The organism is Nostoc sp. JL31, assembly GCF_017114965.1.
Classification (GTDB): domain Bacteria; phylum Cyanobacteriota; class Cyanobacteriia; order Cyanobacteriales; family Nostocaceae; genus Nostoc; species Nostoc punctiforme_A.
Map to the genome: position 1 here is coordinate 36,914 of NZ_JABXKO010000068.1, position 17,004 is coordinate 53,917.

General features: G+C 42.5%; 13 protein-coding genes. 5 read left to right on the forward strand and 8 right to left on the reverse strand.

The genetic code is table 11. The annotated features are described in order from the left end of the window. The first annotated feature begins 193 nt into the window (after positions 1–193). Both HWQ43_RS15880 and HWQ43_RS15885 read left to right on the forward strand, forming a co-directional pair. Entirely contained in the window at positions 194–1,261 is a 1,068-nt protein-coding gene (locus HWQ43_RS15880) for an iron ABC transporter permease (protein ID WP_292735462.1), read from the forward strand. Positions 1,262–1,446: 185 nt separating this feature from the next. Next, positions 1,447–2,844, forward strand: a complete 1,398-nt coding sequence (locus HWQ43_RS15885) for an ATP-binding protein (protein ID WP_292735465.1) — start codon at positions 1,447–1,449, stop codon at positions 2,842–2,844. Between the two features lie 265 nt (positions 2,845–3,109). Here HWQ43_RS15885 and HWQ43_RS15890 read toward each other — a convergent pair whose 3' ends face one another. Then, a complete protein-coding gene (locus tag HWQ43_RS15890; RefSeq protein WP_292735468.1) occupies positions 3,110–3,238 on the reverse strand; it encodes a hypothetical protein in 129 nt (42 codons plus the stop codon). Positions 3,239–3,659: 421 nt separating this feature from the next. Between HWQ43_RS15890 and HWQ43_RS15895 the strand changes: the two genes are divergently transcribed. Next, positions 3,660–5,729, forward strand: a complete 2,070-nt coding sequence (locus HWQ43_RS15895) for a VWA domain-containing protein (RefSeq protein ID WP_292735470.1) — start codon at positions 3,660–3,662, stop codon at positions 5,727–5,729. Positions 5,730–6,018: 289 nt separating this feature from the next. Here the strand turns inward: HWQ43_RS15895 and HWQ43_RS15900 are convergent, their stop codons facing one another. The 7 genes from HWQ43_RS15900 to HWQ43_RS15930 all read right to left on the reverse strand — a co-directional run bounded on the left by HWQ43_RS15900 (position 6,019) and on the right by HWQ43_RS15930 (position 12,868). Continuing rightward, complete coding sequence (locus tag HWQ43_RS15900; RefSeq protein ID WP_292735472.1) at positions 6,019–6,840, reverse strand: ABC transporter ATP-binding protein; 822 nt, start codon at positions 6,838–6,840, stop codon at positions 6,019–6,021. Between the two features lie 60 nt (positions 6,841–6,900). Continuing rightward, entirely contained in the window at positions 6,901–7,044 is a 144-nt protein-coding gene (locus tag HWQ43_RS15905) for a hypothetical protein (protein WP_292735475.1), read from the reverse strand. 108 nt (positions 7,045–7,152) lie between these two features. Beyond that, the gene (locus tag HWQ43_RS15910; protein WP_366932838.1) at positions 7,153–7,401 is read right to left on the reverse strand and encodes an iron chelate uptake ABC transporter family permease subunit; all 249 of its coding nucleotides are present in this window, start codon (positions 7,399–7,401) and stop codon (positions 7,153–7,155) included. A gap of 25 nt (positions 7,402–7,426) precedes the next feature. Further along, complete coding sequence (locus HWQ43_RS15915) at positions 7,427–8,164, reverse strand: hypothetical protein (protein WP_292735478.1); 738 nt, start codon at positions 8,162–8,164, stop codon at positions 7,427–7,429. Positions 8,165–8,186: 22 nt separating this feature from the next. Then, complete coding sequence (locus HWQ43_RS15920) at positions 8,187–10,313, reverse strand: acylase (protein ID WP_292735481.1); 2,127 nt, start codon at positions 10,311–10,313, stop codon at positions 8,187–8,189. 48 nt (positions 10,314–10,361) lie between these two features. Next, a complete protein-coding gene (locus tag HWQ43_RS15925) occupies positions 10,362–10,511 on the reverse strand; it encodes a hypothetical protein (RefSeq protein WP_292735483.1) in 150 nt (49 codons plus the stop codon). Between the two features lie 842 nt (positions 10,512–11,353). Further along, entirely contained in the window at positions 11,354–12,868 is a 1,515-nt protein-coding gene (locus HWQ43_RS15930) for a phenylacetate--CoA ligase family protein (RefSeq protein WP_292735486.1), read from the reverse strand. A gap of 135 nt (positions 12,869–13,003) precedes the next feature. On the opposite strand from HWQ43_RS15930, the gene HWQ43_RS15935 reads away from it, so the two are divergent. Both HWQ43_RS15935 and HWQ43_RS15940 read left to right on the forward strand, forming a co-directional pair. Next, entirely contained in the window at positions 13,004–14,695 is a 1,692-nt protein-coding gene (locus HWQ43_RS15935) for a serine/threonine-protein kinase (RefSeq protein WP_292735489.1), read from the forward strand. Between the two features lie 64 nt (positions 14,696–14,759). Beyond that, positions 14,760–16,934, forward strand: a complete 2,175-nt coding sequence (locus HWQ43_RS15940) for a serine/threonine-protein kinase (RefSeq protein ID WP_292735492.1) — start codon at positions 14,760–14,762, stop codon at positions 16,932–16,934. Positions 16,935–17,004: the final 70 nt, after the last annotated feature.

Here is a 17,004-nt window from a genome sequence, read left to right on the forward strand (position 1 = left end):
ACTTCCACCTTCTGAGGCTCATATTTCCACCTTCTGAAGGTCAACTTCCACCTTCTGAAGGTCAACTTCCACCTTCTGAGGCTCAATTTCCACCTTCTGAGGCTCAACTTCCACCTTCTGAGGCTCAACTTCCATCTTCTGAGCGGTAAATTTTTACTCCTCCGCTCCCTCATCGAAGAGAAGCTATCTTTAAATGCAGCTTTGTTTGGGACGGATTATATTTAAAAAAAATACATATCTAAATTTGACTAGACCATTTCAGAAAATTTTTACTGAACACCGCGTATTTTGGGCTGTTTTACTCCTTGGTACAGCACTGGTAGTAACGCTAGCGCTGTCGCTTTCTCAAGGAGCAGTACCTTTAAATATGTCGGAATTTTGGCAAGCTATTCTCCACAAAGGCGATCCGGTTAAACAGACAATTCTCTGGGATTTACGTCTCCCGCGGATTACGGCTGCGATCGTTGTCGGCGCAGCTTTGGGAATGTCAGGAGCGTTGCTGCAAGGAATGTTACGTAATAGTCTTGCCGATCCATTTATTTTGGGCATTTCAGCAGGTGCAGGACTGCTTGTAATTCTGATGATTGTGTGCCAAATATTCCCGATCGCAATTCCTTTAGCAGCATGGATGGGAGCAATGTTAACTGCTGCGATCGTTATTTTACTCGGTCGTTCGGGGTCGGGAATTTCTGTTGAGCGCTTGATTTTAGGCGGAGTAGCGGTGAGTTCTTTATTTGGTGCTGTACAAAGTACATTGCTGCTTTTAGCTGAAGATGGGCAAATTCAAATTGCGCTCAGTTTCCTGGTTGGTAGTCTTAATGGGCGGGGTTGGCAAGAAATTGCTACAACTGGCCCTTATATCATCGTTGCATTGATCGGCGGATGCTTGCTGGCGCGATCGCTAAACATACTGGCTTTGGGAGATGATTTGGCTGTGAGTTTAGGGCTTTCGTTGACGCGATCGCGCCTATTAATTGGTGGTGTCGCCACTCTATTAGCCGCAGGTGCAGTCAGCATCAGTGGCTTGGTTGGATTTGTCGGTCTTGTTGTCCCTCACGGTGTCCGCCTCATTGTTGGTACAGATCATCGGTTTGTTTTACCACTTTCCGCCCTTGCAGGTGCATGGTTACTCACTTTTGCAGATTTACTCTCAAGACTAGGAGCAGTAGAACTACCAGTAGGTTCCGTCACTGCCTTGCTGGGTTCACCCCTGTTTATCTGGTTACTTTATCGTCGTTCTGCTGGGTTTAATAAATTTTGACCGATCAGACCGCTATCCATCCCCACCGTATATACAGATCGGGTTTTTTGCGCATTCTGATAAACTGAGACTAAAGCCTTCTTCAACTATTTAAACCAAAATTCTCCATAGACAAACACAGCGGTATAACCCTACTTTCTTATCCCCTGCCCCCCTGCCCCCTGCCCCCTCAAGGAGGTTAATTGATGTTATGTGTTGAGGAATTAATCAACTTAGACCCATTTCAACAACTTCCCAAAGAGCGATTGCAGTGGGTTTGCGATCGCGCTCACACAGTTGAACTTTCTGCCGGAGAAGTGTTGTCTCATGAGGGAGACCCTGGATGTCGCTTATTTATCTTAGTCAAAGGTAAAATCAACATCACCCGCCGCAGTGAAGGAGTTGCAATTCCCATCGGGCAACACGAAGCCCCATCCTTTTTTGGTGAAATTCCAGTACTCACAGACGAACCTGCACCTGTGACAATGCGGGCATTTACAAATTGCCATATCTATGAAATGCAGGGAGAAGACTTTCGTAAACTGCTGCATGAATGTCGTGATTTTGAGCGGATGGTCTTCCGCATTATGCAACGTCGTGTCCGGGGGCTAGAGTCTTTCATTCGTGGGCGGGAAAAGATGGCAGCTTTAGGGACACTTGCTGCCGGTCTAGCTCATGAACTCAACAACCCAGCCGCAGCTCTCGTTCGGACTTTAAAAGAAATGCCAGCCGCCATCTTAGAGTTACAACGAATGAACTTAGTTTATGGGCAACGCAATGTTGAGGAAGCCCATACTCAACATTGGTTGAGAGTACGCGATCTAGGCTATGATGCGATTTTGAATAATCGCCTAGATCCGGTGACACTAAGCGATCGCGAAGACATATTGCTGGAATGGTTAGAAGACTATGGTGTAAACCAAGCATGGAAATTAGCAGAACCTTTAGCGGAAGGTGGTGTTGAGGTTGAAACCCTAGACCAACTTATGGAACGTTGGCGCAACGACGACACAGAATTGCGAGAAATGGGATTGCACTGGCTAGCGCTTTCCTTTGAAGTTATGTCAATGATTAAACATGGTTTGCGAGGATCTGAGAGGATTTCCGAACTTGTGCAAGCGATGAAGTCTTATTCTTACCTAGATCAAGGCACTCAGCAAGAAGTAGATATACATCAAGGCTTAGAAGATACCTTGCGATTGTTTGCTCATAAACTCAAATGCGGTGTCCAAGTGCAACGCAATTACGATCGAAGTCTTCCAAAAATCCTTGCCTATGGCAGCGAACTGAATCAGGTGTGGACGAACTTAATTGACAACGCCATTGATGCAATGGATGGTAAAGGACTGCTAGAAATTACAACACATCATTGCGATCGCTATGCCCATATTGACATCATCGATTCTGGCAGTGGAATTTCACCTGAAATTAAAACCCGCATTTTTGAACCTTTCTTCACCACCAAATCAGTGGGGCATGGTTCAGGACTTGGTTTAGAAACCGTTCGCCGAATTGTAGAAAATCGCCATCACGGTACGCTTTCATTTGAGTCGCAGTCAGGCAGAACTTGTTTCACCATTTGCTTACCCTTATCAAATCAATGAATTAATAAGCGATGGGATTAAAAATGAAATGGGAACCAATGGTTCCCAAAATTTAGCAGCAAGTGAATATTTCCGTTAGAGTTCTAGTTTCTTATTCTCTCCGACACTAGAATTCTTTTTATAGTTATAACTCAATACAGTTCAGATCACCCCAAAACCCTCATGTAGAGACGCGATAAATCGCGTCTAAAAACACCAATTATCTACACTAATAGCCCTTCAACCAAGGTATTGAGTTATAAATAAAGTGTTGTGGTCAAAGGAATTATTTATCTGATAATTCTGGTCTTGTGGGCTGTTGATCGGAGTTAATAAACTCAGTCTTAGGTGGTTTTCCTATTGTATTAGGAGGTTGTTTTTTGGTTTTGGTTTGTGGGTTATTATTCTCGCTCATGTTAATTTATCTCCTTAATAACGTCTTTGAATTATTTGGGTATTTTAAGATTTCTTGCTTGGAGTTGGTAAAGCAAAAAGTTCCGTGAACGCAGTCAGTTTGTGTTCCGATGATTATGACTTCAAGGGATGTTATCGCAATTCCGTAATCCTGTTAAAAACTTTTGATATTGTGCCCTTTTGCTGGCTGGTGATGTTGTAAATGAGTATCTGGAGTGAAGCAACTGAGTAATTTACTTAACTCAGATTATTAGCCGATACCAAGAAATACTGTTATATTCCCTAATGCTAGACGGGAATAGTTCGTGTTGTATAAGTTACAGTTACCAAAACTGAAACGGTTATCAAATCCCAAGCTGCTTAAGACTATTCTGAGTAAATACTCAAATGTGACAGAAAAAATTTAGTGTGAGGATTTAGCCATGTCTTACCCGATTCCATCCAAAATGTGGCAGCGAGTCAGTATTGGAATATTGTTTTTATTGATACCGTCAGTCGGAATTGCCGTTTTACGTCAGTCTGTGACGGTTGCAGTTCCAGCCAATCAGACTCCTGCCAGTTCTACTCCAAAAACTTCCATTCTACCCAATCACCCTGACTACCAAGCACTCCAGGCATTGGTGCAACAGTATAGTTGTGTCGTCCCCGTCCAAAATTTTGGCACTCTTCCTGTAACCCGGACTGAGTTTGCTACAGTCTTGAATGCCTGTGTGAATCGGAGCAATGAGCTAATAGCGACTGATCCCAAGATAGTTACCCCAGCAGATATGAAAATTCTGCAACGCTTGCAGTCAGAATTTGCACCGGAGTTAGCAACCCTAAAAAGTCCGATAGATGAATTGGAAGCTCGTAGTCCCATCACTCCGGCTCAGACTACCAGAGAACGGACTCAAACTGAATCTACCCGAAAGACTCAACCTTTACCTACAGCCCTACCCCTTAGTATTCCGTCTGGCTCATCTGTGCAGGATCAAGTTGCTAACCGTGCGAATATGCCTAAACTCCAAACTCGTGCCAGTATTGGAAGGGTTGCCCCGGAACCACAAATAGGTAGCAGATTCAATACAGAAAACTACAACCGGATTGAAGATAATCCCTTTCATCGCGTCGGTAACGATCCTCTTTCCACCTTTTCCATTGATGTAGATACAGCATCTTACAGCAACGTGCGACGGTTTATTACTCAAGGGGAATTACCACCCAAGGATGCAGTGCGAATTGAGGAATTAATCAACTATTTTACCTACAATTATCCCCAACCAAAAGGCGATCGCCCTTTTTCCGTCACCACTGAAGTTGCTGCTGCTCCCTGGAATTCTCAACACAAGCTCGTACAGGTGGGTTTGCAAGGTAAACGCCTAGAAAGCAAAACCTTACCACCCAGCAACTTAGTATTTCTGATTGATGTCTCCGGTTCTATGGATGACCCGAATAAATTACCTTTGGTGCAACAGTCGCTCAAATTGTTGGTGAATCAACTGCGTCCTGAAGACCGGGTAAGTTTGGTAGTCTATGCTGGGAATGCTGGATTGGTGTTACCTGCCACTGCTGGTAGTCAGAAATCAACAATTTTGGCGGCGATTGACCGCTTAAAGGCTGGAGGCTCCACTGCTGGCGGTCAGGGTATTGAATTAGCTTACAAGATAGCCAAAGAAAGCTTCCTCAAGTCTGGTAATAACAGAGTAATTTTAGCTACCGATGGAGATTTTAATGTCGGGGTTTCCAGTGATGGCGAACTGACACGATTAATTGAACAAAAGCGAGAGCAGGGAATTTTTCTGACGGTGTTGGGATTTGGCACCGGCAATTATAAGGACGGAAAAATGGAACAACTGGCTGATAAGGGTAACGGCAACTACGCTTACATCGATACCCTATTGGAAGCCAAAAAAGTTTTAGTTAACGATCTCAGGGGAACTCTGTTTACTATTGCCAAGGATGTGAAAATTCAGGTGGAATTTAATCCGGCGAAAGTTCAGGCATATCGCTTGATTGGTTACGAAAACCGCCTGCTGCAAAACCAGGATTTTAATGACGACAAGAAAGATGCAGGGGATATTGGGGCTGGTCATTCTGTGACAGCGCTTTATGAAATAATTCCCACTGGCACAAAAAGCGATGTGAAACTCCCAGAGATAGACCCTTTGCGGTATCAGCGTTCTGGTGAAACTGTCTCGAATGCTGCTGGTAATGAGTTGATGCAGGTGAAACTGCGCTATAAGTTGCCCCAGGACAGCACCAGTCAACTAATTACTCAAACCATCCAAGATAATGATTTGAGAGCCGACCAGATACCCTCCACAAACCTGAGATTTGCCGCTGCGGTAGCTACCTTTGGGATGGTGCTGCGTGACTCTGAGTATAAGGGAGATGCTAGTTATGACTTGGTGATGAAATTGGCAACTCAAGGCAAGGGAGAAGACCAGGAGGGCTATCGGGGTGAGTTTATTCGCCTAGTGGAGCAATCTAGGGGGTTGATTACAAGAAAATGATTTTAGACCATAACTGAGACGGGAACTAGGGAGTGGTGTAGTTCAATTACTGGAAAACCGCTGTAATATCTTAGAGATATTCACAATCCATATCAAAATAGCGATCGCTCTCCACTGTATTAGATATCTGCAATAAATATAGCAATTTAATTTCAGAAGAGAGCATTGCATATCTGCGAGATGTTTTTTAATCGCTGCTAGTCAGAAAAATTATTTCCTACTCTGCAAGACGATAAGGAAGAAATGCTTAACTGAACTGTATTGTGCCATGTAAGGTTTTTATTTGTTTCTATTTTCTCCCCTTTCTTCCTACTGGTATACACATCGGTGTACCTGAAACTGGGTCTGGGATAACCTGACATTCCAATCCAAACACCTCCCTTACCATCTTCTCAGTGATCACCAAATTAGGTTCGCCCACAGCAAAAATTTGACCTTCTTTCACCGCTACCAAATAATCAGCATAACGACAGGCGTGATTCAAATCATGTAACACCATGACAATCGTTCGTCCCTGGTTTTGGTTCAAATCATACAATAAATCTAAAACTTCTATTTGGTGCGCCAAATCTAAAAAAGTAGTTGGTTCATCTAACAATAAAATATCCGTATCTTGAGCTAATGCCATTGCAATCCAAGCACGTTGTCGCTGTCCACCAGAAAGAGTATCTAACTCGCGTTCTGCCAAGTATTTAATCCCAGTAATTTCTAATGCTAATTCTACTAATCTTTCATCTTCTTTTGTCCACTGCTGCAACCAACTTTGATAAGGAAACCTTCCACAAGCTACCAAATCTCGAACGGTTAATCCTTCTGGCGCAACGGGGCCTTGGGTAAGAATTCCTAACTTTTTAGCAACATCTTTTGTTGACAGCTTAAATACATCTATTGTATCTAAATAAATTGTGCCAATACGAGGTTTTAATAATCTTGCTAAACCCCTTAATAAACTAGATTTTCCAGAGCCATTTGCACCAACTAAAGCAGTTATTTTTCCTGGTGGTATATCTAAATCTAAATGCTTAATAATAGTTATATTATCATAACCCAAAGTCAAATTCTTCGCTGACATTTGGTAATGTTGATTGTCGCTCAATAATGACATTGACATAATTAAATTTTAGAGAATATTTTGATAATTTTGTAAGTATGTAATATCATGTCCGCTTGATTACTGAATTAAACCCAAAGAACCCAACCCCGCTAAGGCAGCGCTTTGTTTCCCTTCCCGTAGGTAGGGGATTAAGGGGAGCCAGCGCAGCGCGGTTATGGCATGAGCAACTGGCGTGTAGAGTGCAAGGACTATGGGAATCATAACTAATTACCTGGACATGACATATCACACTATTCGCTTTTATTAATGCTACACCTAAATTAGAATTTTTAATTACTTAGTATTAAGTATACTAAACTAGCTTTTGTTTCACAGATTTTGAATTAGTAAATAAACACAATATGGGGCACCAATCATGGTAAAAATTACGCAAGTAATTTCGATATGAGCAAAAATAATTCTGCCGATAAAATCAGATAAAACCACAATCATTGCTCCTGTGATTACCGCTACTGGAATCAAACCTTGATGATTTCCACCTACTAATTGACGGGCAATATGGGGAGCAATTAATCCCACAATTAAACCCGCAATGGCAAATGTTAGGGATGACAACAATCCTCTGGCTGGTGAGGGAACTGATCTACTCATTGTTCAAATTACTGGCTTCAAGCAGTTTAATTGTTGCTTGTGAAGATAAGCCAACACAAGCTGCTAGTTCTTCTAATGCCAAGCGATCACGTACGTTTGTATTTAGCATCTGCGTTGCCGCTGCAACATATTCAGGATTTGCCATTAGACTAACTCGATCGGGTAAAGTTACTTGGGAATTCACGCTAGCAATCCGCTCAGTTTTTGCTCCCGCAAGGGCAAGCTGTTGCATTTGATAAGCGGCTATTTTCGTAGCTTGACGGGCTTGTAAGTAAGCAAGGTAGTATTGTACAACTGCTACCCGTTTTTGCTGTTTAACTTCATGCCACCGAGTTTTTCTTATCGGTAATTGCTGAATTATATTCAAAAGTTTAATCGGGTCAATTGTCATTGCGATCGCAAAACTACGTTGATTTTCGGATGTTACATCGGGCAAGTTGTAGTTGGTCTTGGTTTGAGATGGTGAAAATTCAACACTCAAAACATCGGTGAAAGCACTCCATCCCATAGCGGCTTTTGCCTCCTGTACCTGCGAAGACTGACGCTGGGCGATCGCAACTAACTGCTCAATAATTTTCAGATCGCGATCGCTAATCTCAGTCTGAAGAATTTGTGGTTCATCATTATTCAGTTCTTTGTTTTCTGACAACGCTGGCAAAGAAATACCAACAAGCGTTATCAAAAGAACAATCTTCCAACTGTACAGGTAGAGTTTTGATGGATAACTCATAGTTAATAACTGGGCGTAGCTCTCAAAAAGTTTTGCGTTCCTCCAAATTTGCCAATACCTCTGGGCGAGTTCGCCAAACAGGACGCAGTTGCTTGCGAGTAAAAAGTTGTAGTTGGTCGGTAATGTGGGGCGAACCGGCTTGAGTAGCGTTACCGTAGCTGAGTAAGGCCATTGCCCTGACTGGCTGAGAAAACTCAATGGCCGCCACATAACTATCACCAGCGACTGCTTGAAAGCGTTCATCAGTAGAGGGAGCAAAATTGAGGACGCGGAATATTCCTAGATCCCCATCGCCACCATTAGCAGGTAAATCTAAGTTTCCGCTACGCACTCGGAAGACTTCACCCCAAGCAACATCTAGCTTTCCATAAGCTTTTTCGACTTTCGCCGCGGCTATTTGTAGCGCTTTCGCTGCACTTTCTGGGTCTTTCAAACCATCGGGTGTGGTACACCACGAGTTCTCATTCCAAGGAATACTAAAGGTTTGGTCTTGATCCATTTCTTGCCACCAAAAAGAAAACAATACTGCGCCTCTACTATCAGCATCAGCATTACGATTCCAAGCAGCCAAAATATCAGCAGCACGATGAGTTAATTGATCGCCATATTTTTGAGCCGCGGGAATTAAATCATCGAGGATGCGTTCTGCAAGTTCCATTTTGGTGGAATGTTTGTACTTAATCATTTCCACAAAAGAAATTTTTGGATCTTCAGCCAGCATTTTTGCAGAACTTTGGGCGCGGAAAGGCATTTTTCCTCGTGGAGCCATATAAGCAGGATAATCATCTGCTTTGATGGCAGATGGAAAAGTCGTTGTCCAAGGCGCATCATTGGCATTTTGCAACCAACCACTAGGCGGATCAATCACACGCGGTAAATCTTGGTATGGGTGCATTTTTTTCCACAAAGTCTTAGATGTGTCGCCAGGAATTAAACCTTCCCAATATTGAAAGTCTCCCTGTTGACGAATCGGCACCAGACCGTTGAATAAGTGCATGATATGTCCTGCTCGGTCTGCATACATGACGGTAAACATCGGTAGTTGCAAGCGTTTCAATACCTTTTGAAATTGGGTTAAGTTTCGGGAACGCGCCATATCCCACCACTGTTCCAACACACCAGGACGGTCTGCACCGACAACCCGCAGCGCCACAGCAAACCCATCTTTTTCTTGAACGACTGCACCGTGGACGGAACTTTTGACTAATAATGATTGTTCGACTAAGGAGCCATTTTTTTGCTTGACTTTTAACAAAAACTTTGATGTTGTAAAAGGACGGACTTTGCCATCAAAAAGATAACCATCATCAGTCAATTTCAACTTGTATACATCCCAACCATCATGAGTATTGACAGTATGAGTCCAACCCAAATAATCGTTAAAGGCGATCGCTAAAACCGGAATTCCCACCAGCGCTGCTCCAGAAGCATTCATCTCTGGGGCGGTAATTTGTGCTTCGTACCAGACAAATAAATCCGACCATAACAAGTGGGGATTTGCCAGCAACATCGCCTTACCACTGGCAGAATGTTTAGGTGCGATCGCCCAACCGTTAGAACCAGCTTTCGATTGAGTATGAGTAATATCTGTTACCTGTTCTTGATTGACGATAAAAGTAAAATACAGTACTCTTTGCAAATGTGCCAATACATCCTCTGGCTTGACAGGTAATACTATTTTTAATTGCTCGTCAATCAAATCAGGATGGGCTTTGGCATAAGTATTTATCCCACTGGTAAAGGCATTTATATAACTACGAAAAGCTGGACTTTGTGCCCGATACCAAGAATTAGCACGATTGGGTACTCCCATCGTCAGGACCCATTTATCAGATTCTAAATACTCTTCTCCCCAGTATTCGGCTGCTTTTCCCCTAGCTTGACCATAGAGGCGTAACAGCAAGTTAGCATGACTCTGCATTTGTGCCCAACCAAATGCCTGGAAAGTGCTTGGAGCATCTTTACCATATATATGCGGTATGCCGTAAGTATCCCATAATATCTCTGTAGTTTTGGGTGCAGTCGCAAAACTGTTATTTGCCAAAACTACAACTAAAATAGCACTGAGGATAAAAGCTAAAAATCTAGAGAATTTTCTTTTCAGTATTGGCTGATCAAATTGCCACAAATACATCCCAATATTCAACATGATGGTTCGATTAAATTAATTTGACTGGAAAAATTTAGTGACTTTCGTCTATATTCCGTAAACTTTTCTAAGTGGTGGTTGCGGGATGTGTATTAAAAGCATGGTAGTAATTGCACTAGTAAAAGTCAGGATATCAATCAGCAAAATTCTCACCAAGCGGATTACATGGTATGAGTAGCCAGCAAAAGCTGGCGCCATAATTTTTGCACCATAAGTTGATAAAAATTCCTACTAGGGCAGGAATAATGCTTTTGAGGTAGCATCAATCCCACAGATGCCGAATAGGCCAGCGATTGTATATTATCGATAATGCTTGACACTAGTTCTAGAAATCCTCAAAAGCTATCTGCGACTAATTTGCATCTAACTCTAGCGCTATTAGGAGACATTATCATAAAGCCTCCACCTGAGCAAGCATTTATCAAAACTTCTGAATTTTATAAATCTGACTAAGGTTGTGCGATAAATCCTTATATATAAGTCTTTTTAAGGTATTGGTATAGCAAAACTTAAGTAAAATAAACCTAATCTAAGTTTTGTCATCTATCTTTTGATAGGTTTTTTAGAGATTATTTTTTGAGTAAAAGATAATAATAATTTTTAATTAGAAATTACTTGGTATTGCACCATATCCAATGCGTTTAGGCAAACAACTAAGTCTGATGAAGTCAGGATTGAGCCGAAATGCATAAAACGTGCAATATAGTCCGAAAGTACTTTAGAGATGCAAATGCTCCAGCTCTCTGTCCTTACCAAAAACCACTCTATTTTCAGTAGAGTCTACGTACTATTACTCTTATCTAGTCTACTTTGTAGTCTCTTTCTCATTCCTTGAGATCCGCTTGTTCTCGCGAAAAGTTAAGGAATGTAAGTTTTTGTATAGTTATATTTATTCAATTTATCCAAGTATAAAAATGCGTGTCTATCCACATTTCCAAATTTTAACTCTTTGGCATCAACAAGAGAAAGTGAAAAATAGAGAGTAGCAAATAAAAATAGGGGTGCAACACTTGTAGAGACGCGATGAATCGCGTCTTGTACTATTGACGGGTATAACGATGCTTCACCCCAATGGGGAAATATTCAAAATCACCCATTGGGGCTAATGTAACTTGCGGTGTTTGATATTCTGCGGGAACATAATTCGCAAATTCGCTATTTAGGCGTAGCAGTTGTGAAAGAATAGAAGATGCGATCGCAAGTCTTTGAGCTTCACTACCCTCTACCCCTACCGCTAATTCCACAACTACAGATAAAAATCGGTTTTTATCAGCATCTTCCTTCACCTGCAACACGAATTTACCTGTCACCCATTCTTGAATTACTGGTTGTTCTAATCCCACCGTTACATTTTCGGGATAGATATTTGCGCCAAAGTAAGAAACTGTAAAATTAGAACGGCCGAAGACATAAACAAAAGGTAGCTGATGAATACCTCTAGCTGATTCTTGAGTATCAGAACGGAGATTTTCAAGCGGGTTAAATCCCCATTCTGCTAAAAATTGCAGCATGGCATCATAACTAATTATCCCGCCAGTATCCAAGATGTCATAACGCACTAAGGGAATACCGTTATCTCCCGAAAACAGCAATCCGCCATCTTGAACTTCAAAAAAGCGAGTGAAAGGATCGTATTGTACTAGTGTGGGTAAACGCGATTCACCAAATAAAGCTCTAGCTGCATCGGGATTTTCTGCCAAAAAACGGCGAATACAGATACTTAACGGTGTTTCATTACCCAAAACTCCTGCATCCGCAGTACCGTAAAGTGATGCAAAATCATAACAAGGATTTTGTGAACCAACTCTTTGGGCAACTAAACTTCGCCATTCTTCACTAAAAACTTCTCCCGCCATCACTAATTTAATCTGATATTGCTGCCACTCCACACCACGAGCGATACCAGTATCAATCACATCTTTCAAAAATGGCGGGTATCCCAATAACACCACTTGCTCAAATTCTGAACCTAGTTCTTGGACAACTCGCAAGATTTCTTCTTTGTTGTTACCAGGAGTAATTACAGTGATGAGATAACCTTTACTAGCAAGATAACGACAGCAATTAGTAGTAAACATTCCACCTACCCAAGTGCCTAAAGTGAAACAAATCACTGCTAAGGTACGTCTGCTATCTGTATAGAAACTATCGTGAAAAATCTGTTCAAAGCGTGTGGCGATTTGGAGTTCATCTGTGAAAAAACGAGGCCAAAATGTCGGTTTACCACTAGAACCTGATGAAGCAGCTATCATGTCGCACGCTTCTAGTTGTCCGTTACGGCACAAGTCAGGTAAGGGATAACGCAGTATATAATTTTGTTTAGCGATCGCTGGTAGTTTTTGAAACTCCTCTAAGGTTTGAATAGTCGCGGGATTAATTTCCCTTTCTGCTAAAAATGCCTTGTAGGCTGGTACATTCGCCGCCACATCGTGAAATAAACTCAAAGCTGCCGAAGCTTGAGTGTTGAGATGCCTTTGCAGTACAGTTTCTAGGGGGGTAGACAAAAAATCTTCAAATGCTTTAATTACTTGCTGCTGTCTTGATTTGCCGTTCATGACGCTTGCTTATTTATTCTGAAGTAGAACCAACACCGTTAAAATAATTCGTAATTCGTAATTCGTAGAATATCCGAAAATGAGGGTATGCGCGTTGTAGTCATTCAATAAAACCTTAATTTATCCTTCAGCACCATGCAGCTCTATTGCAGTAAACAACACACAAATAATGGTAGTAACCGCTTTTGCACCCATTGTGGTGAACCATTACCTCTTGCTGTGGGACAGGTTGTGGATAATCGCTATCAAATTATCCGTCATTTAGGACAAGGCGGCTTTGGACGCACCTATTTGGCGGAAGATATCAATAAATCACATCAAACCTGTGTGCTGAAGGAATTTGCACCCCAAGTACAAGAAAATCAAGATTTACAAAAAGCTAAAGAGTTATTTGAGAGAGAAGCAAATGTCCTAAAAAAACTCCAGCATCCACAGATTCCGCGTTTTCACGCCTCGCTACAAGTGAAGATAGGCAGTAAAGATTTTTTCTTTTTAGTGCAAGATTATGTGGATGGTGACAATTACTACCAGTTATTAGAACAGCGTGAAAGTCAAGGAAAAACCTTTAGTGAAGAGGAAGTAATCACCCTCCTGCAAGAGATTTTACCTGTGTTATCCTACATCCACTCACGAGATGTAATTCACCGTGATATCTCTCCCGATAATCTAATCTGGCGGCGTTCTGATAATTTGCCAGTGCTGATTGATTTTGGGGGCGTCAAGCAATTGCCAGCTTCTCAAGGTTTTTGGCGTACCAAGTTGGTTGGAAATAACACTCTGCTGGGTAAAAAGGGCTACGCTCCAGAAGAACAGCTACGGCAGGGAAAGGCATTTTTTAGTAGTGATTTATACTCTTTGGCGGTGACAACATTAGTGTTGCTTACAGGTAAAGAACCGCAGAAATTATACGATAGCTATCAGGGAATTTGGGGATGGGGCAAGGAAATCCAAGTTAGTCCCAAACTAGAAGCGGTGTTAAAAAAGATGCTGGCTTATAGACCGAGCGATCGCTATCAACGAGCCGAACAAATTCTCAGAGATTTACCATCACCAACTGCGACTAAATCTCCAGGCAATTATATTACCACCAAGATCAAGACGATGGTCGTTGCTCCGGGAAGACAACGCGCCAGTGCTATTGTGAGCAGATTTCAAAGGCAAACGCAAGCGATTGCTAAACCGAGAACTTTCCCTGCTTGGATTCGCCCTTTTGTGATGAGTTTAGGGGGAACGGCTTTAGTTGGATTAACTTTAGCGGCGGGAAATGCAGCCATTCGCGCCGTAACTTCAATCACGATCCCATCAATTTCATTACCTTCATTACCGCAAATCCCACAGTTTCCAACTGGAAAACCAGCCGGCGACAAAGGAAAAAATAGCGACCTCCAGAAAATTATCAGTCGTCGTCAAGAGTTAGAAATTACTGAAGGATTTTTTATTCGCACAGTAGATGATTTATTTTATACAAAAAAACCAGAATTAAAGGGACGTAGCCTGACATCTAAATCTGAAGACACTGGTTTACGAGATGAATGGTCTGGTATCGCTGACGATTTATTGGATAAACTAGAACAGGCTAACCTCAGTACAGCATCTCGTCGGAAATTGGGGAACTATAGTCAAAAAGATTACGATACATGGAGACAACAAGCGCGATCGGGACAGTTTGGCAACTATACAATCGATCAGTTGACCAAAGACACAAATGAAAAATTCGATCGCTTGTTTCCCCATCAGCAGCGTAGGAAACTCAATCAACAGACTTTTGGTCAAATTTGGTATGCGATCGCAGCCGATCAAGTCAGTAAAGTACCATCTGGCAAATAAGACGACTGGAGATTGGGGACTGGGGAAGAGTAACAAATGACAAATGACAAATGACTAATAACAAATGACAAAAATATATTGTTCTAAAGGACATGAAAATTCCCCAGGTAGTCGCTTTTGTCTCCAGTGTGGCGAAAATTTGTTGGATACGCCCATGAGTTATGGTATACAACCGGGACTGACTTTAGGCGATCGCTATGTGATTGTGCGTCAAATTGGCCAAGGTGGCTTCGGACGTACTTATTTAGCTGAAGATGTCAACCGTTTCCGCGAACTTTGTGTTTTAAAAGAATTTTCCCCCCAAGTTCAAACCGCTTACGTTGTCCAAAAAGCTGAAGAACTCTTTGAGAGAGAAGCAAGTGTTCTTTATAAACTGCAACATCCCCAAATTCCCCGTTTCCGAGAACTGCTGCGGCTGAATTTAGGGGGCAAAGAATATCTGTTTTTGGTGCAGGATTATGTAGAAGGGGAAACTTACAATTCTTTATTAAATGCCCGGATACAACAGGGTTTGCGCTTTACAGAAGTGGAAATACGCCAATTGTTCCAGCAAATTTTGCCAGTGTTGGAATACATCCACTCACTAGGAGTAATTCATCGAGATATTTCTCCAGATAATTTAATGCTTCGCACTGTTGACAAACTGCCAGTTTTAATTGATTTTGGTGGTGTCAAACAAGTAGTAGCAACCGTAGCTTCCGAATATTACCAACCCGGTATGGTTGCACCTCCGCCAGCACCAACCTTATTAGGTAAAATAGGATTTGCGCCCCCAGAACAAATGCAAACTGGGTTAGTATCTCCCCACAGCGACTTGTATGCTTTGGCCGCAACAATGTTGGTTTTACTGACAGGGAAACAACCCCAAGAATTAATTGATACCTATACTCTTAGCTGGAAATGGCGACGGGAAGTTAATCTGAGTCAAGATTTGGCACAGGTATTAGATAAAATGCTATCGGCTAGACCAAGCGATCGCTATCAATCAGCCCGTCAAGTACTCCAAGCCCTCAACTCACCCCAAGCGAACTATCCGCCAACTCAATATCCCACTCCACCACAACCCACATCCGCCACCGTCGCCGTCTCTCCACCTCCCCCACCTTCCCCAACCCCTGCATATCCCTCATATCCCTCATCTTCCCCCTCTTCTTCCTGGTGGACACCAACAAAAACCTTCCTTGTGGCGGCGCTAGTTGCTGGTAGTGTGGGATTAATTTGGTGGGGATTGAATGGCAGACGAGATGTCGGGCAAGTTGACCCTAATTCCACAGCCAGCCCCATTCCAACTAGCGAACAACCAACCGATCCTTTAGCCCAATATTCGCCAGCAGAACGAGAACGCAAAGAAAGATTAAGCGATCGCCGTCAACAGTTGGGTATTGACTCTAACTTCTACGTGAACTTGGTGAATCAAGTTTTTTGGGACAGAAATCCCAGTTTACGGGGACGTACTCTCAGCAATGGCCCTGAAGATGAGAGTTTGCGGGCAGAATGGGATACAACAGCTTCGGAATTGTTGGAAAAGCTTGCACCACTGAGTAATAATGCCCGCCAAAAACTGGGAACTTACACAACTGCTGAACGCGATCGCTGGAAAGTAGAAGTCAACAAAATCAACGTTGGTAGTCGTTCTTTGTATGATTTGGGAGATACTGCATTCTTACGTGTATTTCCTGAGCAACGGGGTAAAACTTTCCAGAGTCAGCCCATTGGACAAGTTTGGTACGGATTTGTTAGCGATCAACTTAGTGCAATCCTTGGCGGTAGCGCTTTCCAGAAACTTGTCTTCGATCCTGGGGCTACTGGCAAAACAGTCAGCAGTACTCTCCAACCTGGTGGTGGTAAGGTATTCATTGCTGGACTTGCCAAAGACCAATCTCTAGACTTGAAGCTAGAAGCAAATTCCCAAGTCTTGTTATCAGTCTATTCACCCTCTGGCAAAATTCGATTTTTAGAAGATTCTACCAAGCGTAGTTTGTCAACTAAGTTACCAGAAAATGGATTTTATGAGTTTGTTGTAGTTTCCACAGCAACGAAACCAGTAGATTATCAACTCAGCATTACAGCGGAAAATCCCACCCCTCCCCCATCGCCAACACCAACGCCCACGGAAACATCCACGCCGACACCAATTCCCACGCCTACACCTACGCCCACACCAACACCTACGCCTACTGAAACCTCCACACCGGAACCTGAACCTACACCAATACCAACTCCTGAGACAACGCCCTAGTAGTCTGTCAAGTTTAAATTGATAGTAAGCAAGTTCGTAGTAAGGACTTTAGTCCTTGATTTTCTAATCC

Excerpts from the sequence above, each read along its gene's own strand:
- HWQ43_RS15880 (WP_292735462.1), top strand. The coding sequence starts at position 194 with ATGCAGCTTTGTTTGGGACGGATTATATTTAAAAAAAATACATATCTA.
- HWQ43_RS15885 (WP_292735465.1), top strand. The coding sequence starts at position 1,447 with ATGTTATGTGTTGAGGAATTAATCAACTTAGACCCATTTCAACAACTT.
- HWQ43_RS15890 (WP_292735468.1), bottom strand. The coding sequence starts at position 3,238 with ATGAGCGAGAATAATAACCCACAAACCAAAACCAAAAAACAACCTCCT.
- HWQ43_RS15895 (WP_292735470.1), top strand. The coding sequence starts at position 3,660 with ATGTCTTACCCGATTCCATCCAAAATGTGGCAGCGAGTCAGTATTGGA.
- HWQ43_RS15900 (WP_292735472.1), bottom strand. The coding sequence starts at position 6,840 with ATGTCAATGTCATTATTGAGCGACAATCAACATTACCAAATGTCAGCG.
- HWQ43_RS15905 (WP_292735475.1), bottom strand. The coding sequence starts at position 7,044 with ATGATTCCCATAGTCCTTGCACTCTACACGCCAGTTGCTCATGCCATA.
- HWQ43_RS15915 (WP_292735478.1), bottom strand. The coding sequence starts at position 8,164 with ATGAGTTATCCATCAAAACTCTACCTGTACAGTTGGAAGATTGTTCTT.
- HWQ43_RS15920 (WP_292735481.1), bottom strand. The coding sequence starts at position 10,313 with ATGTTGAATATTGGGATGTATTTGTGGCAATTTGATCAGCCAATACTG.
- HWQ43_RS15925 (WP_292735483.1), bottom strand. The coding sequence starts at position 10,511 with ATGGCGCCAGCTTTTGCTGGCTACTCATACCATGTAATCCGCTTGGTG.
- HWQ43_RS15930 (WP_292735486.1), bottom strand. The coding sequence starts at position 12,868 with ATGAACGGCAAATCAAGACAGCAGCAAGTAATTAAAGCATTTGAAGAT.
- HWQ43_RS15935 (WP_292735489.1), top strand. The coding sequence starts at position 13,004 with ATGCAGCTCTATTGCAGTAAACAACACACAAATAATGGTAGTAACCGC.
- HWQ43_RS15940 (WP_292735492.1), top strand. The coding sequence starts at position 14,760 with ATGACAAAAATATATTGTTCTAAAGGACATGAAAATTCCCCAGGTAGT.